The sequence below is a fragment of the Actinobacillus indolicus genome (assembly GCF_004519515.1).
Lineage (GTDB): Bacteria > Pseudomonadota > Gammaproteobacteria > Enterobacterales > Pasteurellaceae > Glaesserella > Glaesserella indolica_A.
The window spans coordinates 1,147,409-1,166,740 of the sequence record NZ_CP038145.1 but is presented as its reverse complement, the minus strand read 5'-3'; the positions used below and the strand labels follow the sequence as shown (position 1 = coordinate 1,166,740).

Sequence of the window (19,332 nt, the reverse complement as noted above, 5' to 3'; positions counted from 1 at the left end):
AAAGGGCGTATATGAACGCCCCACTTTTAGAGATTGATTTTACCTAAACGTTCACCCATTTTGGTTGGTTCACCGGCTTTTAAGTGAGCTTCCAACTCCACGGCACCTTTCGGGAACAAGTTAATCACCGTAGAGCCTAAACGAAATACCCCCATTTCTTGCCCTTTTTTCAGATGTACTGCGGTTTCGCCTGTGGTGAGATATTCATAAACCGTCACTTCTTTTGCTCTTGGTGGATTGATTACGCCCGCCCAAACAGTACTCATACTGGCAGTAATAGTTGCCCCTACAAGGATTTGCACCATAGGCCCAAATGCCGTTTCAAATTCACAAATCACACGTTCATTACGTGCAAAAAGATTTGGAACGTGTTCGGCTAAAAATGGATTGACCGAAAACAGCTCACCAGGCACATAAATCATTTTACGCAAGGTAGCATCACAAGGCATATGCACACGATGATAATCTCTTGGCGATAAATAAGTGGTAATAAAATTGCCATTTTTGAATTTATCTGCCAGATTAAGATCATTAGCAAGTAAGGTTTCTAAACTAAATTGGTGGCCTTTCGCTTGTAATAATTGGTTCTCTTCAATTTTACCCAACTCACTCACTCGACCGTCCGCAGGTAAACAGAGTGCTTGCGGATCTTGGTTAATTGGGCGAGCATTCTCTTTTAATGGGCGAATAAAAAATTCATTGAATGACGCATAATCAGAAGCCTTGGTTTTTTCTGCTTCTGCTAAATTGACTTGGTATTTTTTCGCAAAAACATTGATGATGAAATGAGTGATTGCTCCCCATTTACGTTCCGCAAGCCAGCCCGCTGCTTGGGTTAAGTACAGCTGTGGCATCATATATTGAAACGCGATTTTGGCACGTTGTGCGTAAGTTGGCGCTGGGTAGGATCTTAATTGCATTGCTATATCCGATAATTAATAACATAAAGGGAGCAAAGTATAGCAAACACAAGGAAAAATGAGTAGGGGCGAAAAAAGATTCGCCCCAGTAGATGATTATTCGATCACAATTCGATCACGATTTTTTTCAAGAGTTGCTTTACCAATACCAGAAACTTCAGTCAGTTGTTCAACATTTAAAAACTTACCATTTTTCTCACGATATTCCACAATCGCTTGTGCCTTTTTCGCCCCAATACCGACCAACTTATCTTGGATTTCTGCGGCTGTAGCGGTATTGATATTGACAACATTCACATTTACTTTTTGTGTTGTTGCGACTTGTTCTGTCACTACTGGCGTAGGTTCTGTTGGTGTAGTCATTTTTTCTTCCGCAAATGTGGTTGCAGAGAAAAGTCCAAGTAAAAGGCCGAATGTATAGCGAGAGAGTTTTTTCATAAATTGCTCCTTTAAGGTTGGTTTAAATTGCCCGCATACCTTACAAACCAGACAAAAAGCCTGCAATGAGCAAAAATGTATTTTTCGACAGAGATCGAAAAAATAGAAAAAAGTATTCGACAAAACAAAACTTTGGTTTTTAGCGTTAATTTGCAAAAAATAGATAAAACTTACCGCTTGTTACATAAATTTTTAGAAAATCTGATGCTGATAAAAAAGAAATCCTTTAAAATAGATTTATTTTTACTCCTTTTAAACTATTACTTGGAATCATTATGAGCCAACAAAATATGCGCAAAGAACCTACTTTCGGTGAACCAGCTAAAACGGTAGAAAATACAGCAGCTATCAATCATGAAGAAAAAGAAAGCGCCCCAAAGCTTAACTTTTCTTTACATTCAACCAAATCACCAGGACACACATTTACACCAGTAATGAAGCGTCCGACGAATGCATCAACACCATTTGCCTCAATGGAAGAGCAACAAACATCAACCAAAGAAGAAATTACAGATGCGACAAAAGAACCTGCGACATCTCCAGCAACCATAAAAAATGCAGGATTTGCCTTTGCTCCGGTTACGGAAGAAAAACCAGCACAGAGCGCATTAAAAGAGCAGGCTTCAACCGAACCAAAAAGTGTTCAAACAGAGCCTAAATCAACAACAGAAACGTTAAAACAAACGACAGCGGTACCACCAACAATGAATACAAACAATATTGAGCGTGTAATTCCAACACAACCTCAACCAGAAGCAAAAAAACCAGCACTTAATAAAGTGCCATCTAAATATCGTCGCCTGATCTTAGTCGGATTATTGGCATTAGCACTGTTGTTGGTATTCTTTTTACTTAAACCAAATACACCAGAAACAGTAGAACAACTACAAGAACAAGGCAACAGCTTACCAATCGAATTCCGTCCAGTTGATGAAGCAGAAGCTAAACGTGCGGAAGAAGAAGCAAAAGCAATGCAAGAAGCACAAGCGACACAACAAGCAACAAATGAGCAAGTAGCGAATACACAAACAACGGCAGAAACTACAACAACACCATCTGCACAAACGCCAGCAACATCAACACCAGTGACAACAACAGAAGCAACGCAAACAGCTCCAGCTCAAGACACAACGCCAGCAGTTGCAGTGAAGCCTGTTGTACCAGCTAAGCCAGCCGTTGAAACAGCAAAACCAAGCGTGGAGAAAACAACGCCTGTTGTGAATAAACCTATTACCAATAAACCTGTTGTTGTAGAGCCAGTTAAAAAACCTACATCGAGTGGCAGTGTGATTTATCAAGCGGAAACCGAGAAAGCGCAAACTACCGAGAAAAAAGTAGAGAAAATCAAACCAGCGCCACAACCAAAAGCGGAAGTGAAAGCAGAAAAAGTAACAACAGCAGAAAAACCTAAAGCAGAAGTTGTGACCGCTAAACCTGCAACATCAGCGGCTAGCGGTGTTGTTGCAAGCAAAACCTTAACGGTACCGAAAGGTGTATCTCTAATGCAGGTCTTCCGTGACAATAACTTAAACATTTCAGACGTAAATGCGATGAGTAAAGTGAATGGCGCCGTAAGCAACCTAAAAGTGGGTGAAAAAGTGACGGTGAGATTAGATAAAAATAATCGCGTAGCTGAAATGGTTATTGGCGCAGGTCGATACACGCGTCAAGCAGATGGTAGCTACACATTCAGATAATTAAAAATAAAGGCAACGCAAGGCACGTTGCCTTTTTTCTCAATAAGATAAAAAGGAGAATAGTATGCAAAATGTAGGGAAATTAAACGCAATTCTTTTCATATCAACGTGTGGGATATTCGTTACTGCTTGTACGCCATCTAGCATGTCTCCCGTAGCCCAAGTAGAACAAAAACAAACATTACCTGAACCAGATAAAAGTAATACGATTGTCAAAGTAAAAAATCAATCTATTATTAAATATCAATGTGACAATAAAAAAATAGTCACCATTGAACCAGATAATACAAAAAAGAAAGCTATTCATTTAACCTTTGCCCAAACAACACATACCTTATCTTCGGTCGTCACGAAAAAAAGCCAAAAATATAGCAATATCCGCTGGGTATGGTCAGAAGATTTTAGTGGCAAATGGAAACTACGCGACAATAGAAATAAAGTACTCGCAGAAAACTGTGTTAAAAAATAGGAATTACAATGAATATTTTAGTCATTGCACCTTCTTGGGTCGGCGATATGATGATGTCCCACGCCCTTTATCAACAGCTCAAAACCAATTATCCAAATTGCCAAATTGACGTGATGGCGCCCGACTGGTGTCGCCCATTACTTTCTCGTATGCCAGAAGTTCGCAAAGCGATCTCAATGCCCATCGGTCACGGTTCGTTTGCGTTATGCAAGCGGTACGATTTAGGCAAAAATTTGCGAAATCAGTACGATATGGCAATCGTTCTGCCTAACTCATTGAAATCAGCCTTTATTCCGCTGTTTGCGAAAATTCCACAACGTCGTGGCTGGAAAGGCGAAATGCGTTACGGTTTTCTCAACGATTTACGCACTAATAAAAACGACTATCCAATGATGGTGCAACGCTATGTAGCGCTTGCGTTTGATCAAGGTAAAATCCCAACAGCAGAAAACTTACCGATTGCCTATCCTTACTTACAAGTCGATAGCGAGCAAATTGCACAAACCAAACAACATTTTGCCAAACAGTTTGAATATGCCGAAAACCGTGAAGCAATTGGTTTCTGCCCGGGTGCAGAATTTGGACCTGCGAAACGTTATCCTCATTACCACTACGCAACACTGGCTCAAAAACTGATTGAACAAGGCTACTCCGTACGTTTATTTGGTTCGAAAAAAGATGAAGAAGTCGGAGAGCAAATTCGCAATAGCTTGCCTGAAGCCTTACAACGCTACTGCATCAACCTTGCAGGGCAAACGGATTTAAATCAAGCTGTTGATTTAATTGCGGATTGCAAAGCCGTAGTCAGCAACGACTCGGGGCTAATGCACATTGCTGCTGCCCTTAACCGACCACTAGTTGCGCTCTACGGCCCAACTAGCCCACAGTATACGCCACCGCTCTCTAAATCTGCGGCAATTATCCGTTTGATTGAAGGCGGTTTAATCAAGATTCGCAAAGGCGAAGGGCAAGACGGTTATCATCAAAGTTTGATCGATATTAAACCTGAAATGGTGTTGGACAAGTTAAACGAGTTATTAAATGAAAGTTCTCATTGTTAAAACTAGCTCAATGGGCGATGTGATCCACACATTGCCTGCATTGACCGATGCTCAAAAAGCCATTCCTAATGTTCAATTTGATTGGGTGGTGGAACAACCTTTTGCTGAAATTCCTAAATGGCATAGTGCAGTCAATCAAGTTATTCCTATCGCCATTCGCCATTGGCGGAAAAATCTGTTTTCAGCTCAAACGTGGCAAGCGTGTAAAAGCTATAAAAAACAACTGCAAGCCACACAATATGATGCCATTATTGATGCACAAGGCTTATTAAAAAGTGCTATGTTAGTTACGCATTTAGCTAACGGCACAAAATATGGTTATGATAAACAGAGTGCAAGAGAAGGATTAAGTAGTTGTTTTTACGATAAAACTTTCGACATTCCCTATCAACAACACGCCGTTGAACGTATCCGAAAACTCTTCGCGATGGCTCTTGGCTATGATTTACCAACTACGATTGGCGATTATGGGATAGCGGATAGATTTGCCAAAAATCTTGCAAATTCGACCGCTTGCAACCCTTACATTGTCGCTATTCACGCCACAACCAGAGAAGATAAACATTGGCAAGAAGCCTATTGGGCTGAGTTACTAAAACAACTGAGCGATCAAGGCATTTCAATACATCTGCCTTGGGGAAACGACAAAGAAAAAGCAAGAGCGGAAAGGCTTGCCCAAGTATCGCCGTTGGTTAAGGTTCTGCCTAAACTTACATTAGCAGAACTCGCTCTGGAAATTGCAGGGGCAAAAGCCGTGGTTTCTGTGGATACAGGCTTGAGCCATTTAACAGCTGCTTTGGATAAGCCGAATGTTATTTTATATGGCGCAACGGATCCGAAATTGATTGGCGCTTATGGTAAAGAACAGTGCTACGTTACTCAGCAAGGTATGGAAAATATTTTACCTAAACATATTTTCTATCATCTAATGCCTTTGTTAAAGGGCGATTTTAACCCCTAGCCCTTATTATATGGATAACGCAGAATCACTTCATTATAGAAGCTCCCATTAATATGGGTCTTACTTAAATGAAATTTATGGTAAGAATCAAAGAGTTCAGCATTAGGCGAAGTAGGGTTTGACCAGAACTCTTTAAGCGAACCTTGATATGTTAAGCCTTCCATATCGTAATTCGCTCGACCTAATGTTTTTACTGGCATATTGTGTAATAAACCAGATAAACCACTCGTGCTATTGAGTGTAACCATACCTTTGCCATGACGTAAAAAAACAGGCATTGGCACATCATGAATATAAAAAACTCGCCCTTTGAGCTGAGGATACTTCCGGCAATATTCATCAATTACTACACCGTAATCAATAAAACCGCGATCCATAGGATGGTGTTTTACAATTAAATTTAAATGCTTCGGCGCATCTTGTACAAAAGAGTCTAAAACATCTCTTAAAAAGGCCTCAACACTTTCATAATCACTATGTACAAGAATTTGGCTATCATCATACACTTGCAGAGGGACGATAAAAAAGTCGCCAAATTTCCCTTGCTCAACTTTCCGTGCAAAAGAGTGATCATAAATATAATAATGTAATCTTTTTATCCCTGATGTGATCCAGAGCTTGACATAGTAGAGTGTATTTAAAATACGATGATGCTCATATTTGGGATACTTATGGCGACAATAGTAGCTACTGAAATAATATTGCATCGCTAGTTTAGCCATTGGCATAAAACCTTTTGCGACTGATTTAGGCGCGGGAATTGTTGGGAATTTTCCCTCAAATTGCTGAAAAAAATCTATAGATGTTGGCAAAGGTGAAAATGCATTGACGCCACCTTTCTCAAAAGTAATGTAATGTGGACGGAAGTACCCTTCTTCAAACACCCAAAATGTAATGTTAAGATGATTTGCTACTTTTTTAGCAATACGATGATATTTTCGGTTATCACCAAAACAGACAATATTATCGATCTGATGTTCTAAACAAAAGGTTTCGAGAAAGGAGGAAAATCCAATCAGACTTTCTCGATAGGCAAATGTGTTAGGTTCGCTTTGTGGGTAGAAAAGCTGATCTCCCGCATTTAAATTAATTTTAAATACAGTTTTATGTTGCGCTTGTAGCCATTTAGAGAATTCATAAAAGAATGAACCAATAGGACCTTGTAACAACAAGATATTCTTTGAGGAATCCACTAATTCGTCTAAATAATGGCGAACCATTCTTCACCTATAATTATTGTAATGTCTGATAAAGTTGTTTTAATTTACCCATCTGTTTTGCGATCCAAGGGCGTTTGATGCCGTCATTTACTTGTAACAATTTTTGTTTTTGTAAAATATGAATCGCACCTTGCGCATTGATAAATTGCTTTCTCTGAGGATCAACATAAAGCGGATAATAGACCAATACCGCAGAAATTAGTTCATTTAAACTTAATTTACGCGCCCTTCTTTCTAATTGTAACTGATCTTGTGTTAATCCCCAATTTGAATAAAACGGTAAACCATAACAATGCACAATTTTTCCACGCAACAAGGCTTCAAATCCAGCAAGTGATGTCATGGTATGAATCTCATCAACTTGCATAATGCAATCTAAAATATTTGCAGTTTCAACGATTTCATCTGCGAATTTCAACGCATTTTCAGTCGGGATATGCCCAACACGATTACCACTTACGACATCTGGATGCGGTTTATAAATAATATAAGTATCTGGATTTAATTCTCTGACTTTGCTCAATAAATCAAGATTTCGTTTAATTTTTGGCGATCCTAAACGAATAGAAGCATCATCCTCTACTTGTCCAGGCACGAGAATCGTACGTTTCTCGGTCTGTTTTAACATAAATCCGTGACTACCTACATTATATTTTCCTATATGTTCAGAGATTAAACGTTGTTTAATCTGCTCTGCATTATCAATATCTAGAGAAGAAAAGCGTTGGTGCTGTAAGATTTGCTCTAAGCGAGAAGGCTGTTCCGCATTAAAATAAATCCCTAAATCATCTACCACTAAAGATAGTGGTGCAACAAGATTCGAACCTAACCCAACAGATCGAATAAAGCCATCTTCCATCCGTAATATAGGCAGATTTTGTTGTTGCGCAAAGGTATGTAATTCTGGCTTACCTGCCCCCCAAACTAATAATTTCGCATTATCTACAAGCGGTCGGTTTTGCAGTTTTTTTTGCGAAGAGACAAAATGGAGGCGACATAAGGGTAATTTAAAAAACGGTTTAATGACGGCTTGCTTCCATAATGACATTCCAACGCAATAGAGATTTCCTGCTAAACGTTGATTAAGTAATTTTGCTCGATGAAGATAGTCAATAACATCAAAAATAGAGCCCGATTGTTGAGTATTTGGATCAATATAACGGCTATATTGCAAATAACTGGCGATAAACAGTTGCAACACACTGCGGGGCTGACGGCGTTCACCTAATGAACGGACATTGGGATGGCGATCATCTGTCACTCCCCAACCTGCAAACCAAGGCACACCAAAGGTTACCACAGGTTTTTGAAATAATAATGCCTCAAAACCTAACTGTGATGTGACACAATAAACTTTATCTACAACTTCCAATAAAGAGGGAGGATTTACATCTTGGGTAAATAGCGTAATACGTTCTGAATATGCGCCTAAATCCGTTAAATATCCCTTCTTCTTGCCTGTCAACACATCAGGATGTGTTTTCACCCAGATTTCAGCCTGTGGATTTTCTGAAATGGCCGTCTCAAGCATCTGTTTAAAATGTTGTTCATCTGCCTGACCATATTTTACTGCCATATCGCCAAAGGTTTGATCTACCACTAATACACGCTCTTTGCTTTTTGGTGTCATTTCCTGAAAATCTAAGGCATGGTTATATTTAGATAGACGGTATTGTTTGATCAGACTAATCGCTTTCTCCGCATCCGCCAGCAAATGAGCATCAACTTGATTTGCTAAAATTAACTGCTCTAAACGAGAAGGACGTGTCGTATCGTAATAAATTCCCACATCATCATAAACCAAAGCAAAAGGGGCGTAGCCTTCAACGCCAAGCCCTAGAGAACGTAAAAAGCCATCCTCTAAGGCAATATAAGGCAACTGATGCTGTTCAGCATATTGGCGAGCCTTTACTGTAGAAGGACGCATTCCCCAGCCAATCACATTTTGAATCCCTTTTGGTGATTGAAAGAACGTCGATGCGATGATTCGATGTTCTGGTAAAAAAGCCTGTAATGCGGGAAGTTTTAAAATCCCACGGGAAAATATTAACGATGTTATGTTCATAATAAATTGCAAAAAATAGAGAAGATCTGACCGCTTGTAGCCCATGAAAAAAGGTGGAAGACTCCACCTATTTAAAACCTATTTACGCCCAAACATGCTACCCAATCCGCCTAAGCCACCAAGACCACCACCCATCATACCTTTCATTCCACGCATCATTTTTGCCATACCTCCTTTACGCATTTTTTTCATCATACGTTGCATTTCGTCAAACTGTTTGAGCAGTTTATTGACATCTTGCACTTGCGTACCTGAACCCAATGCAATACGGCGACGGCGTGAACCTTTGATAATGTCTGGGTTGGCACGCTCTTTCAGGGTCATTGAATTGATGATCGCTTCCATTTTGATGAACATTTTGTCATCGACTTGATTTTTAACGTGATCAGGTAAGTTTTTCGCCCCCGGTAATTTATCAAGCATCGACATCATACCGCCCATTTTTTTCATTTCTACGAGCTGTTCACGGAAATCATCAAGGGTAAAATCATCGCCTTTCTTGAATTTTGCCGCCATTTTCTCGGCTTTTTCCTGATCGACTGAACGCTGTAAATCTTCAATCAACGACAGCACATCGCCCATACCTAAAATGCGTGAAGCGATACGATCAGGGTGGAACGGCTCAAGGGCATCGGTTTTCTCGCCAACCCCTAAGAATTTAATCGGCTTGCCGGTAATTTGACGAATAGATAACGCCGCACCACCACGTGCATCACCATCTACTTTGGTTAAAATCACCCCTGTGAGTGGCAAGGCTTCGTTAAAGGCTTTGGCAGTATTTGCCGCATCTTGACCCGTCATTGCATCGACAGTAAACAAGGTTTCAATCGGGTTTAATACCGAGTGAATTTGCTGGATCTCTTCCATCATCTCGCCATCAACGTGTAAACGACCTGCGGTATCGACAATTAACACATCAAAGAAATTGAGTTTGGCGTGTTTCAATGCCGCTTCTGCAATTTCAACCGGTTTTTGCGAAGTTTCTGTCGGGAAGAAATCAACTTTTAATGCTTCCGCAAGGGTTTGAAGCTGTTTAATCGCCGCTGGACGATAAACGTCGGCAGACACCACAAGCACTTTTTTCTTATGGCGTTCTTTTAAGAATTTCGCCAATTTACCAACAGACGTGGTTTTACCTGCCCCCTGCAAACCAGCCATTAAAATTACCGCCGGCGGTTGTGTTGCAAGGTTCAACCCTTCGTTTGCTTCACCCATCGCTTTTTCAAGTTCAGCTTGCACTATTTTCAGGAACTCCTGCCCCGGTGTTAAGCTCTTATTGACTTCTTCACCAATGGCACGCTCTTTGACTTTATTGATAAACTCACGCACCACAGGCAGAGCCACATCGGCTTCTAGCAACGCCATACGCACTTCACGCAGGGTATCTTTAATGTTATCTTCGGTTAAACGCCCTTTCCCCGTAATGTTTTTCAGGGTTTTAGACAGTCTGTCGGATAGGTTCTCAAACATAATCTTTTCTCTATTTGCAAAATATTAGCTCAATCTGACCGCTTGTATGCGGTGAACTATTGGCATTATACAAAAAAAGAGTGGAAGGCGGAGTTATATCTTTGCATAATCTTTGATTTCTCAACATCCACCACATCATCCCCATTATTAAACTTGAATAATTTTCATAATAAACACCAAAATCTATCATTTTTATTCAATCAAAAGTTGTGATTTAATTCACATTATCTTAACAAAATGAGTAGGAAGAACAGAATGACAACCCAATTCCAATGCCGTGTGCATACTGAAAGATTTGATGAAAACTATGAGCCAGCGAACAGCACTCGCTTAACCACCAACTTTGCCAACCTTGCCCGTGGCGAGAACCGTAAAGAAAACCTGCAAAATGCTATTGCAATGATCGATAAACGTTTTAACGACTTGGCGAACTGGGATAATCCCACTTCGGATCGTTACTCCGTCAATTTGGATATTGTTTCTATTGATATTGATGTAGAAGGTACAGGTAAATTTTTCTCAGCGTTAGAATGGCTCAAAACATCTGTGATTGATAAAAAAACGGGTAAAATCATTGACGGCATTGTGGGCAACAGCTTTTCTTCTTTTGTGCGTGACTACGATTTCAGCGTGTTACTGCTCGATCACAACAAAGATAAATCTGAATTTACCGTGCCAGAAGGCTACGGCGATCTGCACGGCAAATTGTTCAAACATTTACTGGCTTCACCTGAATGTACTGCACAATTCAAAAAGCCACCAGTGATCTGCTTGAGCGTAGCAACCACTCGAACTTACCACAGAACAACCAATGTTCACCCGATTTTAGGCGTGGAATATGAACAAAATGACTACTCATTAACTGATGCCTACTTTGCAAAAATGGGCTTGAAAGTGCGTTACTTTATGCCTCCAAAATCCGTCGCACCCTATGCGTTCTATTTTGATGAAAAAGCGGACTTACTGAACGACTATACCAACATTGAGCTAATCAGCACCATTGCAACTATGGAAGCGTTCCAGAAAATCTACCGCCCAGAAATATATAACGCTAACTCGGTGGCGGGGCAGGTTTACAAACCTAGCTTGACGAGCAAAGATTATTCTCTGACTAAAGTCGAATATGACCGTGTCGAACGGGCTCAACTTGCCGTTCAACAAGGTAAATATACTGAAGAGCATTTCATCAAGCCTTATAAAGCGGTGTTAGATGCTTGGTTAAATGAAAAATAATGAATAAAGGACAACATAAATAATGAGCAAAATTCTTTTACCTACTTCTACTGCAGGCAGTCTGCCGAAACCATTTTGGCTTGCTGAGCCTGAAAAACTTTGGTCTGAGTGGAAATTCAGTGGCGATGAGCTGTTACAGGCTAAACGTGATGCGTTGTTGATCGCTCTTGCGGAACAAAATGCATCAGGGATTGATATTGTTAGCGATGGCGAGCAGACCCGACAGCACTTTGTGACAACTTTCATTGAACATTTAGAAGGCGTGGATTTTACCAAGCGTGAAATCGTGCGGATCCGCAATCGCTATGATGCAAGTGTACCCAGTGTGGTTGGAACGGTTCGCCGTCCAAAATCTGTGTTTGTGGAAGATGCGAAATTCCTACGCCAGCACACCGATAAGCCGATCAAATGGGCATTACCTGGCCCTATGACAATGATCGACACACTGTATGATGGTCACTACAAAAGCCGTGAAAAATTAGCTTGGGAATTTGCCAAAATTCTCAATGAAGAAGCAAAAGAGCTAGAAGCGGCAGGCGTGGATATTATTCAATTTGACGAACCTGCATTTAACGTCTTTTTTGACGAGCTTAACGACTGGGGTGTTGCAGCACTAGAGCGTGCGGCGGAAGGCTTGAAGTGCCAAACGGCTGTGCATATCTGCTATGGCTACGGTATCAAAGCTAACACCGATTGGAAGCAAACGCTCGGCAACGAATGGCGTCAATACGAAGAGAGCTTCCCGAAATTGCAACAATCCAACATCGACATCATCTCACTTGAATGCCAAAATTCAAAAGTACCGATGGACTTGCTCGAATTAGTGCGTGGCAAAATCGTAATGGTCGGTGCGATTGATGTTGCCACCAACGTAGTCGAAACGCCAGAACAAGTCGCAGATACGCTCCGCAAAGCGTTGCAATTTGTTGATGCCGACAAACTCTACCCAAGCACCAACTGCGGAATGGCACCTATGCCACGCCACATCGCCCGTGCGAAACTCAACGCCTTGAGCCAAGGGGCTTCGATTGTAAGGGCGGAGTTGCTTGGGAAATAACGGTTATTATGTAGGGGCGGGGTTTATCCCCGCCCGTAAGCCCTGATATGAGATTCGGGCGGGGATAAACCCCGCCCCTACGAAAAAATTAAATGTTTGTGCAAGTGCTACATAATAATGAAAATTTGCAAAATTCTTTATAAATCGCACCGCTTGTCAGTATCTTTAATTATTTTTGCGTAATTCCTTCAACAGCGGAATAAACAACGCCTTCTGCGAAGCACTCAATTCTTGCCAATGGCGATCTAACTCCATTTCATCATTATTCCAACCAAACTCTTCCATACAATCCGCAAAAAAGTAGCTAATTGGCGTTTTTAAAAACGTCGCTATCGCAACCAAATGAGCCATATTGATTTTATTTGTCCCACGTTCGTAGCGGGAGAATTGAGGTTGAGAAATATCCACACATTCAGAAAGTTTTTCTGCCGTAAAACCCAACTCCTTACGTCTTCTTTGAATACGTTGCCCTATTAATCGATCAATCTCACTTGGAACAAATTTCGCCATATACACACACTTAGAATTATTCTATAAGTGCATATTTTCGTAGTTTTTATTCTTGCAATAAGCATCATAAAAGCATAGAATTTCAATAAATTCATTTATGTAATATTTTGAGATAAGGAGCATAAAGATGAATAAATTTGTTGTAACGCAACTCAGTATACTCACTCTTGTAGGCTGTGCATCATCGGGTACTTATGTCAACTCCAGTTTGCTTGCTCCAGGTATGACAAAGCAAGAAGTCATTTCCGTATTAGGAAAACTACCAGATAAAAAAGAAGCGAGGGGCAAAAAAGAACGGTATGACTACGCTAATGTTGAAATCTGTTTTGATGAAAATGGGAAGTTATATGAAGCTTCGGCAATTTGTAGTATTTAATAAAAGGAAGAACTAATGAAAAAACTATTATCTATTTTATTTGTATGTACTTTTCTCTCAAGTTGTGGCTCTATCCCTCCTAATACTAACTATGAAATACTATCAAGAAGTTTAATGGTTGGAATGACGAAACAAGAAGTCATCTCTATCTTAGGAGAGCCTACTTCTAAAAAAATAGAAGGGAAAAAAGAAACATATGACTATGACTCTACAGGGGTATATCGTGTTATATATCAGGTCTCTCCAGTTCCTCTACCTCGCCAAAGCACGTCTTATTTACATGCCTATTTCGATGAAAATGGGCTTTTGGAGCGTTTTTTTGCGAGTACTTATTAAATCAATAACCTTTATTATGCTTCTTGTGGGGTGTCAACAAACACCTTCTCATATTGCTATTCCAGAGATTGATAAACCGATTAATGATGTCGAAAAAATTATTAATGATATTCATATTGGAATGAATAAGAAGCAAATTATAGAGATTTTGGGATATCCACTTACCACTGAGGCAGATAGAGGTAAAGAATGTTTAACTTACCCACTCACCACAAGATACAGCACAGAATTTATCTTGTTATTTGAGAGCGGTATTTTGACTAAATACAACAAAAGTCAAAAATGTATTGATTTATTCAAATAGGAATTAAATATGTATCTTTCTATAAAAGCAAAACTGTATTTAATTAATAATAAAGTTGAAACTCATCAAGAATTTATCAACTTATTAGAAAAGCACAACTATTTCTTCGAAACGTTAGAAAAAGAAGAGTTAAAAAATAATAGAGGTATAAGACAAATTCTTATATTTACTAAAACATTTGATATATCGCATAGAAATAATTTAGATTATGAAGCACGAAAAGAGTTATCTCAAATTCTCCCTATGCTAGAACCTGATCAAATCATTGTTGAAGACATTGAAAAAAACTGACTTTTAAGAAAAAATCTCTAGCACCTTTTAAAAAGTTAAAAACAAGCGGTCAGATCAGTAGAAAATTTTGCAAAATTTTTTAGCGAAATGACCGCTTGTTTTACAACACCTCAACCCAAAACCGTTTCATTCTTTTGACTTGGTTAAATACAACGATAGCCTCAAACTTTCCGCCGTTATTTAAAATCACCTTTTCAGAGCCTACATTACTTTCTTCACAGGTAATCAGCACTTCATCTAAGCCTAGCGTTTTTACCTTTGCTAAAGCTAATTTCAACATTTCCGAGCCGTAACCTTGCTTGCGAAAGTCAGGGTGTATGGAATAACCGATATGTCCGCCAAATTGTCGCAGATAGTCGTTATTGAGATTGTGGCGGATATTAATTATTCCAACCACTCGATGTAATTGTGTATGCCACGCAAGATAGGTCGAGTCTTGCACCTTGTTAAATCCCCAAGCGGTCAGATAGCCTTCAGGTTGTGCTAAATAATCCAGCCATTGAGAGAAGTCATCAAATTTCTCTAACATTGCACCGCCGTCAATCGCGTGATTTGAAAAAGCCTGTCGATATGCCATCACTTCGGTTTGATGAGTTTTATTTGGGACTAACAATGTGATACAGCTCATATTCTCTCTCCTTGATGCAAAACTGGTTTATTCTTTATAACAATTCTTCTAGAATAAGTCGATTTTTTTACAATATGAGTATGCTATGTCGAAATCTATTTGTATCATCACTGGTAGCACCTTAGGCGGTGCGGAGTATGTCGCCGATCATCTCAATGATGTTCTCACCGAACAAGGCTATCAAGTTGAGCTGTTTAACCAATCCGAATTAGCCGATATTCAACATCAAACTGCCCTGTTAGTCGTGACATCCACACACGGAGCAGGCGAACTGCCTGAAAATATCCAACCCCTTTTCCAACAACTTGCCGAAAGCAATCTTGATCTCAGCCAAATGAAATTTGGGGTTGTCGGATTAGGCAGTTCCGATTACGACACTTTCTGCAATGCCGTTAATCTTGTTGAACAAGGCTTAACTGCCAAAGGGGCGACACAAGTATGCGAATCTCTACGCATTGACGTGGTGAACAATTTTGACCACGACGGCAGTGCGGAAGAATGGCTTCCTTCTTTTACTTCAAACCTATAAGGATAAAAAATGAAAAAACTACTAGGTACTTTCTTTATGTTATCGGCAGTCAGCGTGGCTGTTGCAAAAGAAGTGAACATTAAAATTTTAGGGACATCAGACGTTCACGGGCGTGTTGTGCCGTGGAGCTATGGTGCAGACGTAGAAGATCGTTCAGGCTCTTATGCCCAAATTGCAACCTATGTGAACGATGTGCGTAAAAACCACAAAAATGTATTGTTAGTTGAAGTGGGTGATGCGATTCAGGACAACCAAGTGGAAGTTTTTGCTAAAACAGCGGAATATGCCAAAGACAACCCAGTACCAAAAGTGTTAAATGCGATGAATTACGATATTTTCGTTTTAGGTAATCACGAATTTAACTTTGGTATGCCAGCGTTAGATGCCATTTTAGAAGATATGCAGGCGAAAAAAATCACCGCAAACTTCTATCACAAAGACGGTAAACGTTATCTTGATCCAACGACGATCATTGAAAAAGATGGGGTAAAACTCGGGATTATCGGCTTAACTACGCCAATGTCTGCGACTTTTGAAAAGGACACTGGTTATCTCGATAATATGAAATTTACTTCCCCAATCGAAGAAACCAAAGCTCAAATCGCCGACTTAAAAGCGAAAGGCGTTGATGCGATTATCGTTATTGCACATATGGGCATTGAAAACGAGAACAACATTGCAGACACGGGCGTGGCGGATTTAGTGAATGCGGTGGACGGTATTGATGTGATTATCGCAGGACATATGCATAAAAACGTACCAAGCGAAACCATCAAAAATACCTTAATCACCGAGCCACACCGCTATGGCACGGTTGTGTCTGAAGTGGATTTAACCTTTGATGTGGACGATAAACAAGCGGTCAAATTGCTGTCAAAATCTGCAAAAACCGTGCCTGTGAATAAATTGGAATCTGATCCAAAAATCGTCGAAATCTACAAACCTTATCACGAAGAACTTCGCCGTTTAAATAACGTGGTGATCGGTCAAGTTGCAAACGATATGATCCCACAAGGCAAAAATCACGGAGTGTCTATTGCGTTCTCAAAAGATACAGGAATGTCATCACTCATTCACGATGTGCAACAACATTATAGCAAAGCGGACGTGGTGTCATTTGCCTTTGACTATGAAACAGTGCGTTTAGATAAAGGTGATATTAAGAAAAAAGACATTATCTACAACTACCGCTATGCAGGTGGTGATGTATCCGTGTACGAAATGACAGGTAAACAGCTGAAACAATATATGGAATGGTCAGCAGATTACTTTGATACGATCCAACCAGGCGATACCAACTACCGTTATAATGAAGTGCGTGGTAAATCAAAATATGTGACCTTCGACTTATTCGGCGGTGTGAGTTACAAAATTGATTTACGCAACCCAAACGGTAGCAAAATCGTGGATTTAACCCTTGCGGACGGGCGCAAAGTGACCGATGAGATGAAACTCAAAGTGGGTATGAACTCTTATCGCTTTGGTCAATTAACCAAAAAAGGCGGTATTTTTGAAGGTCAAAAAATCCCTGTGGTTTGGGAATCTAAAGTGGCAATGGGTCAAGAAGCTGGCACGATTCAAAATATGTTGATTGATTACATCACCAACGTGAAACAAGGCAAAATCGAAGGGTTATCTCATAACCGTTGGGAGATTATTGGGTTAGGGAAATAAGAATTTCTCTTATTTATAGGGTGGGCTAAGAACCACCCTATACAATTCACTTAGCTTATCTCTAACGAAACTCAATCACCAATTCTTTCCCTAATCCATTTGCAATTCGCTGTAAAAAGGCAATAGAAGGATTATGTGTTCCAGCTTCTAAGCGACTTATCGCACTTTGAGCAACACCGATTTTTTCAGAAAGTTGCTTTTGAGTCAGTTTCTGCTCTTGCCGTAATGCAATAAGTTGTTTGATTAACTCATATTGTGGCTTTAAAGCGTCATATTCTCGTTTGATTTCTGGATTTTGTAGCGATTTTTGCTTAAATTCGTTGAAGTTCATTGTTCAGTCTCTGTTCATAGTCTTGTTTATATACCAATGCTTTTTTAAGCTCCGTTGTCGGTGTTTTTTCAGTCTTTTTGATAAAACCGTTAGTGAGAATAATCTGTTCATCTCTCATAAAGAAATAAAAAATCCTTACGGCATTATTAGACTGTGAAATACGTAACTCAAATAAACCATTCCCCATTGCTCTAGAATAGGGCATACCTAACTGATTCCCAAAATCTTGTAATAAACTAATATCGTGCAAAGCTTTTGCGTGCAGTTTAGGCGACAGTCCATCAATAAAATGAGCAATCGGACAATGCCCTGAGAGCGTTTCATAAAAAGTAATCTTCCACATATATTACCAAAATATAACAAATTTGATATAAAACAAGTGTAAATACCCTAACTTTTACTTATCTTGTTCACAATGTATAAAAATCATTTTTTCGATATAGATCGAAAAATTCACCTAAAATCAGTAAATAAGCTCTCACAATGTTCAATGAACACGCTAAAATAGCTCATCATTTTTTTACAATAGGATATGTAATGAAAATCGGATTAGTACTAGAAGGCGGTGCAATGCGTGGAATGTTTACCGCAGGCGTGTTGGATGTGTTTATGGATGAAAACATTCACATTGACGGCATTGTCGGCGTATCGGCTGGGGTGCTATTCGGGGCGAATTTTCCTTCTAAACAGCGTGGGCGTGCCTTACGCTATAATCTGAAATATCTCAACGATCCCCGTTACTTAGGCTTCCGCAGTTTAATCACCACAGGCAACATCGTGAATAAGGCATTTGCGTTTTATGATGTGCCGTTTAAATTGGATATTTTTAATAACGATACCTTTAAACAATCGCCGATTGATTTTTATGCCACCTTAACCAATATCGAAACGGGTTTAGCGGAATACCATAAAATCACTGATCCTTTTGCACAGATGGAAACCTTGCGAGCGACATCAGCAATGCCTTATGTGTCAAATATTGTGGAAGTGGATGGTAAAAAATACCTTGATGGCGGTATTGCAGATAGCATTCCGCTCAAGCAATGCCAAGCTCTCGGCTATGATAAAATCATTGTTGTACTTACTCGTCCGCTGGACTATCGAAAATCACCTTCCAGTCCGTTACTCAGTAAATTGTTCTACCATAAATATCCTAAATTGGTTGAAGCATTAATTCATCGTTATAAAAACTATAATGAATGTGTTGAGCAGGTCATTGAACAACAGCAACAGGGCAACATTTTTGTTATCCGCCCGTCACAAACGTTGCCAATTAAACGGATTGAAAAAGATCCAGCTAAAATTCAAGCTATGTACGATTTAGGGGTTTCGGATGCTCAAAGAGAGATGGAAAATCTGAAAGCTTATCTCAGTCAGTAGATCGACTAACCATACAAGCGGTCAGTTTTGTTGAATAATTTGCAAATTTTTATCATGATCTCACCGCTTGTATTCATTTCCCAACATCACTCAATCTACAAATCTATGTAAATAATTTGTGACAATGGTCACATTTTAAACAAATAATTTACACAAAATCATCACACCTTGTTACTATTCAGCGTCCTTAATATTTATGATTATGTCCATAAACCCTGTAAGGAGCTTACTATGAAAGTCTCTACAATCTTACTCAGTCGGTGGTTTAATCTCGATCATAAACTCTCTTTTTTCTTTCCGTTAAATCCTCTCGCTTAGATTTTTCTTTTATTTCAATTTGTTATTCATTTAAGCCACCAAATTTATTTGGTGTAAGGATTTT

The 19,332-nt window shown here is 39.6% G+C and carries 23 protein-coding genes; 14 read left to right on the top strand and 9 right to left on the bottom strand.

Translation table 11 applies throughout. The features are described from left to right. Positions 1-26: 26 nt before the first annotated feature. Positions 27-920 carry an archaetidylserine decarboxylase gene (asd, locus tag EXH44_RS05715; protein WP_162856628.1) on the bottom strand — a complete coding sequence of 298 codons (894 nt, stop codon included), beginning with the start codon at positions 918-920 and terminating at the stop codon, positions 27-29. Positions 921-1,016: 96 nt separating this feature from the next. Beyond that, positions 1,017-1,358, bottom strand: coding sequence for a ComEA family DNA-binding protein (locus EXH44_RS05710; RefSeq protein WP_162856627.1), 342 nt, complete (start codon positions 1,356-1,358; stop codon positions 1,017-1,019). Positions 1,359-1,633: 275 nt separating this feature from the next. Here EXH44_RS05710 and EXH44_RS05705 point away from each other — a divergent pair, with 275 nt between their 5' ends. The 4 genes from EXH44_RS05705 to rfaC all read left to right on the top strand — a co-directional run bounded on the left by EXH44_RS05705 (position 1,634) and on the right by rfaC (position 5,546). Next, complete coding sequence (locus EXH44_RS05705) at positions 1,634-3,055, top strand: LysM-like peptidoglycan-binding domain-containing protein (protein ID WP_162856626.1); 1,422 nt, start codon at positions 1,634-1,636, stop codon at positions 3,053-3,055. 64 nt (positions 3,056-3,119) lie between these two features. Further along, positions 3,120-3,524 carry an MliC family protein gene (locus EXH44_RS05700; protein WP_162856625.1) on the top strand — a complete coding sequence of 135 codons (405 nt, stop codon included), beginning with the start codon at positions 3,120-3,122 and terminating at the stop codon, positions 3,522-3,524. Between the two features lie 8 nt (positions 3,525-3,532). Continuing rightward, entirely contained in the window at positions 3,533-4,585 is a 1,053-nt protein-coding gene (gene waaF / locus EXH44_RS05695; protein ID WP_162856624.1) for a lipopolysaccharide heptosyltransferase II, read from the top strand. Then, positions 4,566-5,546, top strand: a complete 981-nt coding sequence (gene rfaC / locus EXH44_RS05690) for a lipopolysaccharide heptosyltransferase RfaC (RefSeq protein WP_162856623.1) — start codon at positions 4,566-4,568, stop codon at positions 5,544-5,546. The genes waaF and rfaC overlap by 20 nt, the downstream gene beginning before the upstream one ends. On the opposite strand, the gene EXH44_RS05685 is transcribed toward rfaC, so the two are convergent. The 3 genes from EXH44_RS05685 to ffh form a co-directional block, all read right to left on the bottom strand. Then, on the bottom strand, positions 5,543-6,766 hold the full coding sequence (locus tag EXH44_RS05685) for a capsule biosynthesis protein (RefSeq protein ID WP_162856622.1): 1,224 nt from the start codon (positions 6,764-6,766) through the stop codon (positions 5,543-5,545). The two genes, rfaC and EXH44_RS05685, sit on opposite strands and share 4 nt — an antisense overlap. A 13-nt stretch (positions 6,767-6,779) precedes the next feature. After that, the gene (locus EXH44_RS05680) at positions 6,780-8,831 is read right to left on the bottom strand and encodes a capsular polysaccharide biosynthesis protein (RefSeq protein WP_162856621.1); all 2,052 of its coding nucleotides are present in this window, start codon (positions 8,829-8,831) and stop codon (positions 6,780-6,782) included. Between the two features lie 78 nt (positions 8,832-8,909). Continuing rightward, the gene (gene ffh / locus EXH44_RS05675) at positions 8,910-10,301 is read right to left on the bottom strand and encodes a signal recognition particle protein (RefSeq protein WP_162856620.1); all 1,392 of its coding nucleotides are present in this window, start codon (positions 10,299-10,301) and stop codon (positions 8,910-8,912) included. 255 nt (positions 10,302-10,556) lie between these two features. Between ffh and EXH44_RS05670 the strand changes: the two genes are divergently transcribed. Next, entirely contained in the window at positions 10,557-11,534 is a 978-nt protein-coding gene (locus EXH44_RS05670) for a DUF1852 domain-containing protein (RefSeq protein WP_162856619.1), read from the top strand. Between the two features lie 22 nt (positions 11,535-11,556). Beyond that, positions 11,557-12,591 (top strand): methionine synthase, encoded by a 1,035-nt coding sequence (locus EXH44_RS05665; protein ID WP_162856618.1) that lies wholly within the window; start codon positions 11,557-11,559, stop codon positions 12,589-12,591. 165 nt (positions 12,592-12,756) lie between these two features. Here the strand turns inward: EXH44_RS05665 and EXH44_RS05660 are convergent, their stop codons facing one another. Beyond that, positions 12,757-13,101, bottom strand: coding sequence for a helix-turn-helix domain-containing protein (locus tag EXH44_RS05660; RefSeq protein ID WP_162856617.1), 345 nt, complete (start codon positions 13,099-13,101; stop codon positions 12,757-12,759). A 127-nt stretch (positions 13,102-13,228) separates the two neighbouring features. Here EXH44_RS05660 and EXH44_RS05655 point away from each other — a divergent pair, with 127 nt between their 5' ends. From EXH44_RS05655 to EXH44_RS05640, 4 genes are read left to right on the top strand one after another with little or no spacing between them, the layout of a single operon-like run. Next, on the top strand, positions 13,229-13,477 hold the full coding sequence (locus EXH44_RS05655) for an outer membrane protein assembly factor BamE (protein ID WP_162856616.1): 249 nt from the start codon (positions 13,229-13,231) through the stop codon (positions 13,475-13,477). A gap of 15 nt (positions 13,478-13,492) precedes the next feature. Next, on the top strand, positions 13,493-13,813 hold the full coding sequence (gene bamE / locus EXH44_RS05650; RefSeq protein WP_162856615.1) for an outer membrane protein assembly factor BamE domain-containing protein: 321 nt from the start codon (positions 13,493-13,495) through the stop codon (positions 13,811-13,813). Continuing rightward, positions 13,797-14,117 carry an outer membrane protein assembly factor BamE gene (locus tag EXH44_RS05645; RefSeq protein ID WP_162856614.1) on the top strand — a complete coding sequence of 107 codons (321 nt, stop codon included), beginning with the start codon at positions 13,797-13,799 and terminating at the stop codon, positions 14,115-14,117. Before bamE ends, EXH44_RS05645 begins: the two co-directional genes overlap by 17 nt. Before the next feature lie 9 nt (positions 14,118-14,126). After that, a complete protein-coding gene (locus EXH44_RS05640; protein ID WP_162856613.1) occupies positions 14,127-14,408 on the top strand; it encodes a hypothetical protein in 282 nt (93 codons plus the stop codon). A gap of 100 nt (positions 14,409-14,508) precedes the next feature. On the opposite strand, the gene EXH44_RS05635 is transcribed toward EXH44_RS05640, so the two are convergent. Beyond that, positions 14,509-15,036: a GNAT family N-acetyltransferase gene (locus tag EXH44_RS05635; protein WP_162856612.1), complete on the bottom strand. Its 528-nt coding sequence runs from the start codon at positions 15,034-15,036 to the stop codon at positions 14,509-14,511. A gap of 85 nt (positions 15,037-15,121) precedes the next feature. On the opposite strand from EXH44_RS05635, the gene mioC reads away from it, so the two are divergent. Both mioC and EXH44_RS05625 read left to right on the top strand, forming a co-directional pair. Then, a complete protein-coding gene (gene mioC / locus EXH44_RS05630) occupies positions 15,122-15,565 on the top strand; it encodes an FMN-binding protein MioC (protein WP_162856611.1) in 444 nt (147 codons plus the stop codon). A gap of 9 nt (positions 15,566-15,574) precedes the next feature. Beyond that, entirely contained in the window at positions 15,575-17,239 is a 1,665-nt protein-coding gene (locus EXH44_RS05625) for a bifunctional metallophosphatase/5'-nucleotidase (RefSeq protein ID WP_162856610.1), read from the top strand. Between the two features lie 61 nt (positions 17,240-17,300). Here the strand turns inward: EXH44_RS05625 and EXH44_RS05620 are convergent, their stop codons facing one another. Next, positions 17,301-17,570: a helix-turn-helix domain-containing protein gene (locus EXH44_RS05620; RefSeq protein ID WP_162856609.1), complete on the bottom strand. Its 270-nt coding sequence runs from the start codon at positions 17,568-17,570 to the stop codon at positions 17,301-17,303. Then, positions 17,551-17,913 carry a type II toxin-antitoxin system RelE/ParE family toxin gene (locus tag EXH44_RS05615; protein WP_162856608.1) on the bottom strand — a complete coding sequence of 121 codons (363 nt, stop codon included), beginning with the start codon at positions 17,911-17,913 and terminating at the stop codon, positions 17,551-17,553. The genes EXH44_RS05620 and EXH44_RS05615 overlap by 20 nt, the downstream gene beginning before the upstream one ends. 194 nt (positions 17,914-18,107) lie before the next feature. Between EXH44_RS05615 and EXH44_RS05610 the strand changes: the two genes are divergently transcribed. Beyond that, positions 18,108-18,950, top strand: a complete 843-nt coding sequence (locus tag EXH44_RS05610) for a patatin-like phospholipase family protein (protein WP_162856607.1) — start codon at positions 18,108-18,110, stop codon at positions 18,948-18,950. A 231-nt stretch (positions 18,951-19,181) separates the two neighbouring features. Next, positions 19,182-19,268: a tryptophanase leader peptide gene (gene tnaC / locus EXH44_RS11170; protein WP_373767434.1), complete on the top strand. Its 87-nt coding sequence runs from the start codon at positions 19,182-19,184 to the stop codon at positions 19,266-19,268. Positions 19,269-19,332: the final 64 nt, after the last annotated feature.

Coding starts and splice junctions, on each gene's coding strand:
- EXH44_RS05710 (WP_162856627.1), bottom strand. CDS start 1,358: ATGAAAAAACTCTCTCGCTATACATTCGGCCTTTTACTTGGACTTTTC.
- waaF (WP_162856624.1), top strand. CDS start 3,533: ATGAATATTTTAGTCATTGCACCTTCTTGGGTCGGCGATATGATGATG.
- EXH44_RS05635 (WP_162856612.1), bottom strand. CDS start 15,036: ATGAGCTGTATCACATTGTTAGTCCCAAATAAAACTCATCAAACCGAA.
- rfaC (WP_162856623.1), top strand. CDS start 4,566: ATGAAAGTTCTCATTGTTAAAACTAGCTCAATGGGCGATGTGATCCAC.
- EXH44_RS05625 (WP_162856610.1), top strand. CDS start 15,575: ATGAAAAAACTACTAGGTACTTTCTTTATGTTATCGGCAGTCAGCGTG.
- EXH44_RS05670 (WP_162856619.1), top strand. CDS start 10,557: ATGACAACCCAATTCCAATGCCGTGTGCATACTGAAAGATTTGATGAA.
- EXH44_RS05665 (WP_162856618.1), top strand. CDS start 11,557: ATGAGCAAAATTCTTTTACCTACTTCTACTGCAGGCAGTCTGCCGAAA.
- EXH44_RS05705 (WP_162856626.1), top strand. CDS start 1,634: ATGAGCCAACAAAATATGCGCAAAGAACCTACTTTCGGTGAACCAGCT.
- EXH44_RS05620 (WP_162856609.1), bottom strand. CDS start 17,570: ATGAACTTCAACGAATTTAAGCAAAAATCGCTACAAAATCCAGAAATC.
- EXH44_RS05615 (WP_162856608.1), bottom strand. CDS start 17,913: ATGTGGAAGATTACTTTTTATGAAACGCTCTCAGGGCATTGTCCGATT.
- EXH44_RS05700 (WP_162856625.1), top strand. CDS start 3,120: ATGCAAAATGTAGGGAAATTAAACGCAATTCTTTTCATATCAACGTGT.
- EXH44_RS05660 (WP_162856617.1), bottom strand. CDS start 13,101: ATGGCGAAATTTGTTCCAAGTGAGATTGATCGATTAATAGGGCAACGT.
- EXH44_RS05640 (WP_162856613.1), top strand. CDS start 14,127: ATGTATCTTTCTATAAAAGCAAAACTGTATTTAATTAATAATAAAGTT.
- mioC (WP_162856611.1), top strand. CDS start 15,122: ATGTCGAAATCTATTTGTATCATCACTGGTAGCACCTTAGGCGGTGCG.
- EXH44_RS05680 (WP_162856621.1), bottom strand. CDS start 8,831: ATGAACATAACATCGTTAATATTTTCCCGTGGGATTTTAAAACTTCCC.
- ffh (WP_162856620.1), bottom strand. CDS start 10,301: ATGTTTGAGAACCTATCCGACAGACTGTCTAAAACCCTGAAAAACATT.
- tnaC (WP_373767434.1), top strand. CDS start 19,182: ATGAAAGTCTCTACAATCTTACTCAGTCGGTGGTTTAATCTCGATCAT.
- EXH44_RS05655 (WP_162856616.1), top strand. CDS start 13,229: ATGAATAAATTTGTTGTAACGCAACTCAGTATACTCACTCTTGTAGGC.
- bamE (WP_162856615.1), top strand. CDS start 13,493: ATGAAAAAACTATTATCTATTTTATTTGTATGTACTTTTCTCTCAAGT.
- EXH44_RS05610 (WP_162856607.1), top strand. CDS start 18,108: ATGAAAATCGGATTAGTACTAGAAGGCGGTGCAATGCGTGGAATGTTT.
- asd (WP_162856628.1), bottom strand. CDS start 920: ATGCAATTAAGATCCTACCCAGCGCCAACTTACGCACAACGTGCCAAA.
- EXH44_RS05685 (WP_162856622.1), bottom strand. CDS start 6,766: ATGGTTCGCCATTATTTAGACGAATTAGTGGATTCCTCAAAGAATATC.